General features: G+C 60.4%; 11 protein-coding genes and 1 pseudogene. 4 read left to right on the top strand and 8 right to left on the bottom strand.

Annotated features, from left to right (window positions below; genetic code table 11):
* Window positions 1-63: 63 nt before the first annotated feature.
* Window positions 64-1,431: a sensor histidine kinase gene (locus FFM53_RS07545; RefSeq protein WP_138387894.1), complete on the bottom strand. Its 1,368-nt coding sequence runs from the start codon at window positions 1,429-1,431 to the stop codon at window positions 64-66.
* A complete protein-coding gene (locus FFM53_RS07540) occupies window positions 1,418-2,095 on the bottom strand; it encodes a winged helix-turn-helix domain-containing protein (protein WP_062941956.1) in 678 nt (225 codons plus the stop codon). The genes FFM53_RS07545 and FFM53_RS07540 overlap by 14 nt, the downstream gene beginning before the upstream one ends.
* Before the next feature lie 230 nt (window positions 2,096-2,325).
* On the opposite strand from FFM53_RS07540, the gene FFM53_RS07535 reads away from it, so the two are divergent.
* Window positions 2,326-2,841, top strand: coding sequence for a hypothetical protein (locus FFM53_RS07535; protein WP_138387893.1), 516 nt, complete (start codon window positions 2,326-2,328; stop codon window positions 2,839-2,841).
* Window positions 2,842-2,863: 22 nt separating this feature from the next.
* Window positions 2,864-3,214, top strand: coding sequence for an AraC family ligand binding domain-containing protein (locus tag FFM53_RS07530; RefSeq protein ID WP_138387892.1), 351 nt, complete (start codon window positions 2,864-2,866; stop codon window positions 3,212-3,214).
* Window positions 3,215-3,229: 15 nt separating this feature from the next.
* Here the strand turns inward: FFM53_RS07530 and FFM53_RS07525 are convergent, their stop codons facing one another.
* The 4 genes and pseudogenes from FFM53_RS07525 to FFM53_RS07510 all read right to left on the bottom strand — a co-directional run.
* Window positions 3,230-4,021, bottom strand: coding sequence for an aldolase (locus tag FFM53_RS07525; protein WP_138387891.1), 792 nt, complete (start codon window positions 4,019-4,021; stop codon window positions 3,230-3,232).
* Between the two features lie 276 nt (window positions 4,022-4,297).
* Entirely contained in the window at window positions 4,298-4,690 is a 393-nt protein-coding gene (locus tag FFM53_RS07520; protein ID WP_138328728.1) for a response regulator, read from the bottom strand.
* A 74-nt stretch (window positions 4,691-4,764) separates the two neighbouring features.
* A complete protein-coding gene (locus FFM53_RS07515; protein WP_138328727.1) occupies window positions 4,765-5,814 on the bottom strand; it encodes a sensor histidine kinase in 1,050 nt (349 codons plus the stop codon).
* Between the two features lie 172 nt (window positions 5,815-5,986).
* Window positions 5,987-6,092 (bottom strand): annotated as a pseudogene (locus tag FFM53_RS07510) (TetR family transcriptional regulator); the annotation flags it as partial.
* A gap of 388 nt (window positions 6,093-6,480) precedes the next feature.
* Between FFM53_RS07510 and FFM53_RS07505 the strand changes: the two are divergent.
* Both FFM53_RS07505 and FFM53_RS07500 read left to right on the top strand, forming a co-directional pair.
* Window positions 6,481-7,203: an RNA polymerase sigma factor gene (locus FFM53_RS07505; protein WP_138387890.1), complete on the top strand. Its 723-nt coding sequence runs from the start codon at window positions 6,481-6,483 to the stop codon at window positions 7,201-7,203.
* A 428-nt stretch (window positions 7,204-7,631) separates the two neighbouring features.
* Window positions 7,632-8,495: a ferritin-like domain-containing protein gene (locus tag FFM53_RS07500; protein WP_407073942.1), complete on the top strand. Its 864-nt coding sequence runs from the start codon at window positions 7,632-7,634 to the stop codon at window positions 8,493-8,495.
* Between the two features lie 122 nt (window positions 8,496-8,617).
* On the opposite strand, the gene FFM53_RS07495 is transcribed toward FFM53_RS07500, so the two are convergent.
* Window positions 8,618-9,214 (bottom strand): general stress protein, encoded by a 597-nt coding sequence (locus FFM53_RS07495; protein ID WP_138328725.1) that lies wholly within the window; start codon window positions 9,212-9,214, stop codon window positions 8,618-8,620.
* 17 nt (window positions 9,215-9,231) lie between these two features.
* Window positions 9,232-9,549 carry a PepSY domain-containing protein gene (locus tag FFM53_RS07490; RefSeq protein ID WP_138387889.1) on the bottom strand — a complete coding sequence of 106 codons (318 nt, stop codon included), beginning with the start codon at window positions 9,547-9,549 and terminating at the stop codon, window positions 9,232-9,234.
* Window positions 9,550-9,855 lie beyond the last annotated feature (306 nt).

The raw sequence follows: 9,855 nt of genomic DNA, 5'->3' as shown, positions 1-9,855 counted from the left end.
ATGTGAGCGGGGCAACGCTTACCCTAAAGCGCGTGGAGCGAATCTGAAAGATCGCGACGCGCTTTAGGATTTCTCCGCCGGCATCAGAGGGAAGCCGATCGAAACGATGAGGCCGGGATGATTATCCGCCATGGTGATCTCAGCCGAATGCAGCTCGGCGATCGCCTTGACGAGGCTGAGCCCAAGCCCGCTTCCCGGCGTCGTGCGGCTCTTGTCGAGCCGGTAGAGACGCCGGAAGACCTTGTCCCTTTCGCCGGCGGGAATGCCGGGGCCGCTATCGGCGACCGAGACGATGGCGCGGCCGCTCTGGCAGCGCAGCGAAACCGTGATGTCGGTTCCGGCCGGGCAGTGGTTGATCGCGTTTTCCACCAGGTTGGCGATCATCTGCGTCAGGAGATCGCGGTCGCCCCGGATGAGAGCGGGACAGCGCTCCGCGATCCTCAACGTCATCAGCGCGTCTTCCGCGACATCGACATAGACCTCGGAAATGACCGCAAGCATGGCGTCGATATCGGTTGCCTGGAAACGCTCCTTGCGGGCGCCGGCCTCGATCTGGGAAATGCGCAGCAGCGCCTCGAAGGTGGCGTTGATCCGGTCGCTCTCGTGTCTCGCTTCGTCAAGCAGCGCCGAAACATCCGCCTGCCGGTCATTCCCAGCCACCGCGGCATCCAGCGTCAGGCGCAGCCTGTTCAGCGGCGTCTTCAGATCATGGGCGATATCGGCGCTCACCTGCCGCATGCTCTCGACCAATCTCTGCAGCCGCTCCAGCGCCGCGTTGATCTGGATCGCCACCGTATCGAGATCGTCGCCGTTGCCGGTGATGGCAATGCGGGCGTCGAGCGCGCCGTGGGAGACGTCGTTCATGGTCAGCGCGACCCTGTCCAGCCGCGCCTGGGCGCGAACGGCGAGAAAGACGCCGCCGCCGATCGCAGTCGCGACGACGATCGTGGCGGCCCATTCGAAGCTGACCAGCACGATCCGCAGCATCTCGTCGACGTCGTTGAAGTTTTCCGCCACCACCAGGCTGTAGGGGCCGATAGTCGAGACCTGCATCCGGTAGCGTTCATGCCCCTTCAGCCCGACATGCCTGGAGGTGACGGTATAGACGCCGTTCGGGATGCGGGGTGCGGCGAAGTTGCCGGCAAGTTTGCGCCCGCCTGCATCCGTCAGCGAATAAAGCCCGTCGGAGGTCGACTGGAAGCTCGCATAATTGTTCAGCGTATTGACCAGATCCTCGGTATCATTGGGTTTGTAGGTCGAGACAATAAGCGAATTCATCTCGCCCAGCGACTGTTCGAGATCCCGCTCAAGGCCGAGGCGCAGCATGTGGTAGATGATCGCGCCGCTCAGGATGAAGGTGACGACGAAGAGCACGCCGAAGGTGACGGCAAGGCGGAAGGGCGTGCTCCGGCGCAAGCTAGCGAGGCGCATGCAGGCTGTATCCGGTGTTGCGGACAGTATGCAGAAGCTGGACCTGGAACGGCTTGTCGACTTTGGCCCTGAGGCGGCTGATATGGGTCTCGACGACGCTGGTCTTCGGATCGAAGTGGAAATCCCAGACCCGCTCCAGCAGCATCGTCTTGGTGATGACCCGGCCTTCGCCGCGCATCAGCACTTCGAGCAGGGTGAATTCGCGCGGCTGCAGCTCGATCACCTGGCCGGCGCGGCGGGCCTCCCGCCGGATCAGGTCGAGCTCGAGATCGGCAACCTTCAGCACCGTCCGCTGCTCCTGCACCGGCGGCCGCCGGCCAAGCGCATTGACGCGGGCCAGAAGCTCGGAGAAGGCAAAGGGCTTGACCAGATAATCGTCGCCGCCCGCCTCCAGCCCCTCGACCCGATCGTCGACGCCGCCGATCGACGTCAGGAACAGCGCCGATGTGCCGACCTTGGCGGCCCTCAGTGAACGCACGATCGCCAGCCCATCGAGGCCCGGCAGCATGCGATCGACGACGATGACGTCATAGGCCTCGCGCTGCGCCTGAAACAGCCCATCGCGGCCGTCACCAACCACGTCGCAGACATGCCCCGCCTCGGAAAAGCCCTTGGCGATATAATCAGAGGTCTTGGTATCGTCCTCGATAAGCAGGATTCGCATCAGCCCGATCGTTCCCGGATGCCTGGGGGCGAGATCTAGCCGAGAGGACGGCTTGGCCACAACTTACGGATTGGTAAGGTGGACGTTCGATTCAAAAGATGTTCTTGGGTTGGAGTCAAACTGATCGCGCGATAGATGGCTTGACAGTGTGATCAGCATACAGTTAGCGCTTTTGGCCACGCACTATCACCACATGGTCGTTTCGCTTTTTCACATTTGAGAGGCCACGCATGGATGTGCAAGCCGAAGTCGACCTTCCAGCTCAGAGACAAGAGCGGGCTTGGCCATCGGCAGTGTTGCTTTGTATTCTGGCATCGCCAGTCTTCCTCGTTCTGAAAACACTCGCTTTTATGCTTGGCCTGAATGAGTTCCTGTTTTTTTTCGGGGCATTCCTCGTCGTCGCTGTCGTGGGGTTTCTTCTTGGCCCGGTGTCGGTGGTTTGGAGTGGGTATATAGCGGTGACCGAGGTCATTTTTGGGCTTTCGGAAGACCACAAATACTTCTTGTGCTGTTCGTCGAAAGACCGATTTGAAGCAGAAGTTTTTTCATGGGTGCCAGTTTTGATATTTCCGGCAGGAATGACGAACTGCCTACTTTTAGCTCGGTCTATGTTTTGGAAATCCCTCACGCTCCGACAGATGATATTGGTTGTCGCGGTCTCGACTGTTATCGCGCAAGGTCTGTTGTGGTACTACGAATGGCAAGAGGTGATTGTGGAATGTTCGGCCGTTCAGTGTAATTTCTGAGATGATTTGCGAATGGAAGACGATGAAGATGCGCAAGTTCACGATCGCCGATGCGTCGTTGGAGCGCTCCCCCGGACTGGAGGCAGACATCTCCGTCGGCAATCTGGTCGACGAGCGGCACGGAGGGCCGATCACCATCGGCTATGGACGTTACGCGCCCGGCCAGAGCCTTACCGAGACGATGGCGGTTGATGACGTGATGATCGTTCTGGAAGGGCGGCTTTCGGTCTCGACAGATGCCGGAACAGTCACCGCCGGGCCAGGCGAAATCATCTACATGCCCAAGGGTGAAACGGTGACCATCCGCTCGCACGAGGAAGGCGCGCTCACCGCCTATGTCACCTATCCCCATTGGCGGCCGGCACACGCCTAGACCGCCAGCTGCGGCTCAGCGCTTGTATTCGGGCTCGCTGCGATCGAGCGCGCGTTTGACAGACTCCAGATGGAGCCGGGCCGACTCCGGGTCGCCTTCGCGCATTTGCCGGTACGCCGCTTCCGCGATCTCAGGCGCGACGGCAAGGACTTCGCGTCCGGTCGACAGGGCGAGCGTCTGCACTTCGCAGGCGCGCTCGAGGTAATAGAGGTCGTCCCAGGCCTCGGCGATATTCGGTGCGCAGACCATCACGCCGTGGTGCTTCATGAAGACGATGTCGGCTTCCCCAATCGCGGCGGCGATCCGATCGCCCTCGCGCGCGTCGAGCGCCAGGCCGTTATAGTCGCGGTCGACGGCCGTGCGTCCATAGAATTTCAAGGCGGTCTGCCCGGCAAAGATCAGCGGATCGCCCTCCGTCATCGAAAGGGCGGTGGCATAGGGCATGTGGGTGTGGAACGCCGCCTTGGCGCGCGGAATGTTCTTGTGAATCCTGGCGTGGATGTAAAAAGCGGTTGCCTCGGGCTGCCCGCTGCCCGACACGACGTTGCCGTGAAAATCGCAGATCAACAGCATCGAGGCCGTCAGTTCGGCAAACGCGTAGCCGTACGGGTTGACGATGAACAGGTCGTCATAGCCGGGAACGACGGCCGAGAAGTGGTTGCAGATCCCTTCCTCCATGCCGAGCCTTGCCGCCATCCGGAAGCAGGCGGCAAGATCGACGCGGGCCCGCCAAATGTCGTCCGTATCGAGTTTCGGCTGGTTGGGACCGCCGGCAGGTGATGGGGCTGTATTGAGGGAGTGCGCCATGGTTTCGTTTCTGATCGTTGTCGAAGGAGAGGGTGGCTATGTTCTGAACTACGCCCGGATCAGCTTCGCATCAAGCCGGCTGGAGACAAACATGGTTCGGTTCATTTGCATATTTTTACCCACGCCGGTCTCCCATCAGCAGTGGGCATGGATCCCAGGCTCGAGGCCTCGGATGACGGAGGGTGGGGAGGCGCTTTCCGCCAAACTCCCCGTCGGCGCAGCGGATGGCGGATCGTCTCGCCCCGCGGCTCGACCCGAGGGGATGTCGAAAAACACCTAACTTGCCAGCCCAGTCTTATTCCGGATCGACAGAAGATGAGCCATTGCATCGATAATCGCGTGGCTGTCGTAGGGTTTCGAGAAGAACCTGCTTCCGGTGGGGAGACTGCTCTCTTCGAGGATTGCTGCGCCGGAGGCAACAATCAACCTCACAGGCGGCCACCGATCGTTTATGTAATGGGAGAGCTTGATGCCGTCCATCGTGCCCGGCATCTGAACATCGGTGAACACCAGATCGACATCGTCTCGCGATTCAAGGATGCCGATTGCCTCGTCCGCATCGCAGGCCTCCAGCGCTTCGTATCCCGCAGAGAGTACCAGATCGACCGCACCCATCCGAATGATCGTGCTGTCTTCGACGACCAGGACGACCGCCTTGCCATTTTTCATCACTCACTCAGTTGAATTAGAGTTCGGAGTCTCGCAGGCTCCGATGGGATAGCGCGTAGGAAGCCATTCGGTTCCTACGCGGCCGTAGAAATGTCGCGGGAACCGGCGCTTTCCCGGTGGCTGATGGTGACGGCGGTGCCGGGACCCGTATCGCTCAGCTGAATTTCGCCATTCAGGGTCTTTACCAGCGCCTCCACAATGCCGGTCCCAAGGCCCGCCTTTGGTGCTTCGCTGCCCGCAGGCATGCCGATGCCGTTGTCGGTCACGGAGAGGGTCCAGTCGTCGCTGGATGATCGATAGTCGATGATGATTGTGCCCGGTCGTTCATCGGGAAAAGCATGCTTGAGGGCGTTGATGACAAGCTCGGTCACAATTAGCCCCAAGCGAACGGAAACGTCCGCGTCCACGGCGCTGTCGTCGACCGTCACCTGAATCGAAAGCCTGTCTGGGTCAGCGATCATCGATGCACCGAGGCTTTGGCAAAGCTGAGTGAAATAGGTATGGAGTTCAACCTTGCCGCCGTTAGACGTCGAGAGTTGCCGCTGCAGGGCCGCAATCGACATGACCCGGTGATGGGCATTGTGGAGGTGCCCGCGCGCTTCCTCCGACTGGACCCGGCGGGCGCTCTGCATGAGAACGCTGGCAATGATCTGGAGGCTGTTTGCCACCCTGTGCTGGACCTCCTGTAGCAGGATCGCATTATCGCGAACGAGATCATCTTTCAGCCGAGCTTCGGCGCGCATATCGGTCACGTCGGTGATGGCAAGAAGCAGACGAATATGATCGATGTCGCCGTCATCGAGCGTCCGTGCATTGACGACCAGGTGCCGTGTTTTCTGGTTTGGCCGTTGAAAGTCGATTTCGTAAGCCTCGATAGTGGCGCTTCCTGAGGCGGTGGCCGTCAGCAGTGACGCAAGCTTGGGCATTGCCCATTCGCCGTTTCCAATTTCGCTGAGGCGTTGGCCGCAAACTGTCCGGGGGTCGATGTCGAAGGCCCGGCAGAAGGATGCGCTCGCCGCGATAACCTTCAGGTCGTCGGATAGGAAAAGCAGCGGTTCATTGGACGATACCACCACGGCAAGAGTGCTCGCCGCTTCAAAATGCGCTGGCGCTGTCTTTTGCATGGAGAGGCCCTCAAGGGCCGGAGACTCACGAAGCAAGTCATCACTCGGCGACAATGCCAACCGGCCAGAAGGCTCAGTCCGACAAAGAGACTGTAACACGCCGAGAGGTAATCTCTTCATACTAAATATCGCGGCCGCCATGGTGACGCGATGAGCCGATGATGAGGAATATTCATTGCTTGGGAGCGAGGCCATCGAGCAGGAAGTCGAGGCCTTTCCGGAAAGCGCCGTCCCACCAACAGCAGATGGGAGCGTGCGATTGTCGGTTGGTGTTGGCTGCGTGAAGCTCGCCATGCACTTTCGCCTCCCCCGGTAACCTCTGAAGGGGTTTCCCTGGAGAATGGCCTGCGCCTCGGAGGCGAAAACTGTCGGTCCGCCTTCAGCCCTAAGAGCGGACTTTTTTGGTTATCGAAGGATAAGGCTGCTTTGCGCCCTCATGTCGGCCGTAGAGATCATCTTTGCCGCTTCCTGAAAGCAGGCATCGCCGGCGACCACGCTGGAAGTCTGAGTTGCGCCAAAACCGGAAGATAGAACTGCTTCGCAACAAGTCCGATTTACTTGGTCAGCAGACCTCTGGTCCGGTAGAGTCCCAGGTCTCCACCTGGCCGCAGACCGAAAAGCCGGAAAACGCCTATCTCATAGTAAGCTGATGCATCTGGAGCGCCCATGATGAAGTCGAGCGGATCCACCGAGGCAGTGAGGATCGAGGACCTTGACGACGCGGGGTTGGTTGAACACGCGCGACAGCTTGACCCCGCCGCATTCTGGCTAATCATCAAGCGTCACAATCAGCGGCTTCACCGGGTCGCCCGCGCCGTCCTGAATGACGACACCGAGGCGGAGGACGTACTTCAGGAAACCTACATCCACGCCTTCACCCATCTGGCCGAATTCCGCGCGGAGGCGCGGCTTTCGACCTGGCTCACCCGGATCGCGCTGAACGAGGCGCTGGGACGCCGCCGGAAAAGGCGACCCACCGTAGACGCGAAAGCCATCGAAGGCATGGTCGCTCCGTTCAGCGCACACAAGCCTGATCCCGAAGAGGCGGCCGCTCTCGCTGAAATCCGCGGTCTGCTGGAGCGAGCCGTCAGTGACTTGCCAGAGCCCTTTCGCATCGTCTTTGTCTTGCGGGACGTCGAGGAAATGAGCATTGAGGAAACGGCTTTTCTTTTGGCATTGCGACCTCAGACAGTGAGCACCCGTCTTTATCGCGCACGCCGGCTGCTCCGCGAAACGCTGCGGGACAAGCTCGCCACCGTGTTCACGGATACGTTTCTCTTCGCTGGCGCTCGTTGTGACCGCCTCGCGCAATCAGTCCTCGATCGGCTCGCAATTCGCCTGGTTCGAAAGGCTACTCATCTGTTGAACGCGGCGACTGAGCGCGCCTAGAGCCTTTCCGGGTTAGATTGAAACATTCTGCCGGAGCAGGTTTTCGTCAGGGCAAAGGCGATTGGCGATGGGCATACCTCTTGGTACGTCCGAGCCGATCGCCTTTGCCCTGGCGGAAAGATGCCCGGCCCTTCGGGTTGGCTGAAACGGGCCGGCTGATCGACCGGCCGGCTTGGCCGTAGAGCCGGGCTACGACACGCGCCGGCCGGTCGACCATCCGACTCCGTTTGAGCTAACAGAATGCTTCAATCTAACCCGGAAAGGCTCTAGACGCCGTCCACGCCGAGATTACGCCGGCTCCTTTCGCAGGGCCTTTGTAACGGGACACGGGAATATTTTGGCGGCCCGGACCATCTAATCGTCAGGCAAATGCATTCGGTGCCGCGGTGCTGACAGCGGTGTTGAATCAACAAACATAGGAGACCGCCATGCAGGGCGCACTTCACCTATCCCGGCGTCAGTCGCTTCAGGGACTTATCGTACTTGGTGCCGGAGTGGCACTCAGCGGAATTACGCGGCCTTCGCCGGTATTGGCACAGGACATATCGGACGAGGACATTTTCCGCTTTGCGCTCAACCTCGAATATATGGAGGCTGAATACTACCTCCGCGGCACCACCGGAATGGGCATCGACGCAGCCGATGCCGGTTCGAAACCCGGCGACGTCGTTGGTGGAAAGCAAGTCTCGTTCGAGACGCCGGCCATCGGCGAATTCATGCAGGAAGTCGCGGAAAACGAACTCGCGCACGTCCGCTTCTACCGCAAGACGCTTGGAACCAACGCGGTTGACAGGCCGGCCATCGATTTCGATGCGGGCTTCAAAGCCGTCGCGGAAGCAGCGGGCCTCGGGCCGGACTTCGACCCCTTCAGCAACGAGACGAACTTCGTTCTCGGCGGGATGTTGTTCGAGGATGTCGGCGTCACCGCCTATGCCGGTGCGGCGACAGTTCTGAAAAACAAGGACTTCCTCGCCGCAGCCGCAGGCATCCTGGCGGTCGAGGCCTATCACATGGGAATGGCGCGATCTACGCTATACCGAAAGGGAGAGGAAGCCTGGAAGGCCGCCAACGCGGTCTCCAATGCCCGAGACAAAATCGACGGATCAGACGATAAGGACCAGGGGATCCAGGAGGACGGAAAAGCCAACATCGTTCCCTCGACGCCCGATGCGATCGCGTTCACCAGAACGCCGCAGGAGGTGCTCCGGATCGTCTACCTCACTGACAAGGACGGAGTGAGCAAGGGCGGCTTTTATCCGGAAGGGATGAACGGCACGCTCAAGACCACCTGAGCCAATTGCGACGAGTGACGATTGGCCACCGGAAACTGAGCGGATTGGTATCCGCTGCTCTGTGTGAGATTAACGCCTCAACCCTCCTTGCGACGTGCAAGGAGGGTTGAGCTCAAGGGCGGTTAGATCGTCCGGCGATACCGGTCGCGCTCCTGCGCGATCTGCTCAGGGGCGTATGGATCGAGCGTGTCGTCGAAGCGGGTCCATCCCTGCTCGTTATAGGCACGCCGGCGTTCGACCGGGTCGACCCAGTTTGAACCCTGGAGAATTGCCTGCGCCTCGGAGGCGCGTGCGTCGTCGACCTTGGCCGTGACCAGGCTGCCGCCGCGGCGGACACCTTCGGCATAGAGGTGAGCATCGTCTTCCGGGACGCCGGAGTCGGTGAGGGCACCGATCAGGCCGCCAGCGGCACCGCCGGCGACGGCGCCGGCGACAGCCCCGGCCGCAGTCGCGGCAAGCCAGCCTGCGGCAACCACCGGCCCGACACCGGGAATGGCCATCAGGCCCAGTCCGGTGAGCAGGCCGCCGGCGCCGCCGACGGCAGCGCCGATGCCGGCCCCCGTTGCGGCATCCTCGCCAACGTCATTGTCGCGATCGATGCGGCCAGCCTTGTTGGAGACGATACTGATGTCGTTTGAGGGAACGCCTGCCGCTTCCAATTTGCTGACGGCGGAGCGAGCGTCCGAGTAGTCGTCGAATAGTCCGGTTACAGTTCTCATCATGCTTCTCCTTGGGGTTACTTGGCGACGATGTTGCCTTGATAGTCGAGGGCGATGGAGACGGCTTTCCCGTCCTTCATGCCGGCGGCCATCCAGATCCCCTTGTCATCGAGCTTGAGATCCTTGACGTCGGTGTAGCCCGCTTCCGCAATGCGATCCTTCGCCTGAGCTTCGGTAAAGCTGTTGGCGCCCTCAACGGGCGCAGTCGGATTTTTGGTGTCTGGGGTTGCAACCGCAGGTGTGTTTCCATCCGGAGATGGAGCCGGTGTTGTCTGGGCAAAGGCTGCAAGGGCAGACGCGCCGAGAATTGCCGCCGCAAAGACGATCTTCTTCATAGGTGTTTTCTCCATTTTGCGGATCAGATGACGATCCATGCGGTCAAAACACGCAGAGGAGATCTTTGTTCCCGAAGATTATGCGGTTGATTTTTCTAAATATATGGCAACGCGGCGCGCTGCGGGGTTATTCTCTGCGGCGCCGGGGCAATGTAAGCAGATAATAACGGGGAGGGTAACCGGTGATCCACGCGCGGGCTTCAAGGAAGCCTCTCGGAGTGAGGGCTAGCCCTTTAACTCCTAAGGTTGTGCTGCTGTCAAATGTCCCAGGGGGTGGCAGCGCGGGGCCGCTCTCCTGCCGGCACT

The organism is Rhizobium indicum (assembly GCF_005862305.2).
In the GTDB taxonomy this organism is placed as follows: domain Bacteria; phylum Pseudomonadota; class Alphaproteobacteria; order Rhizobiales; family Rhizobiaceae; genus Rhizobium; species Rhizobium indicum.
This window is presented reverse-complemented; position numbering and strand designations above follow the sequence as displayed.

Excerpts from the sequence above, each read along its gene's own strand:
- FFM53_RS07530 (WP_138387892.1), top strand. The coding sequence starts at position 2,864 with ATGAAGATGCGCAAGTTCACGATCGCCGATGCGTCGTTGGAGCGCTCC.
- FFM53_RS07505 (WP_138387890.1), top strand. The coding sequence starts at position 6,481 with ATGATGAAGTCGAGCGGATCCACCGAGGCAGTGAGGATCGAGGACCTT.
- FFM53_RS07500 (WP_407073942.1), top strand. The coding sequence starts at position 7,632 with ATGCAGGGCGCACTTCACCTATCCCGGCGTCAGTCGCTTCAGGGACTT.
- FFM53_RS07525 (WP_138387891.1), bottom strand. The coding sequence starts at position 4,021 with ATGGCGCACTCCCTCAATACAGCCCCATCACCTGCCGGCGGTCCCAAC.
- FFM53_RS07520 (WP_138328728.1), bottom strand. The coding sequence starts at position 4,690 with ATGAAAAATGGCAAGGCGGTCGTCCTGGTCGTCGAAGACAGCACGATC.
- FFM53_RS07545 (WP_138387894.1), bottom strand. The coding sequence starts at position 1,431 with ATGCGCCTCGCTAGCTTGCGCCGGAGCACGCCCTTCCGCCTTGCCGTC.
- FFM53_RS07490 (WP_138387889.1), bottom strand. The coding sequence starts at position 9,549 with ATGAAGAAGATCGTCTTTGCGGCGGCAATTCTCGGCGCGTCTGCCCTT.
- FFM53_RS07515 (WP_138328727.1), bottom strand. The coding sequence starts at position 5,814 with ATGCAAAAGACAGCGCCAGCGCATTTTGAAGCGGCGAGCACTCTTGCC.
- FFM53_RS07535 (WP_138387893.1), top strand. The coding sequence starts at position 2,326 with ATGGATGTGCAAGCCGAAGTCGACCTTCCAGCTCAGAGACAAGAGCGG.
- FFM53_RS07495 (WP_138328725.1), bottom strand. The coding sequence starts at position 9,214 with ATGAGAACTGTAACCGGACTATTCGACGACTACTCGGACGCTCGCTCC.
- FFM53_RS07540 (WP_062941956.1), bottom strand. The coding sequence starts at position 2,095 with ATGCGAATCCTGCTTATCGAGGACGATACCAAGACCTCTGATTATATC.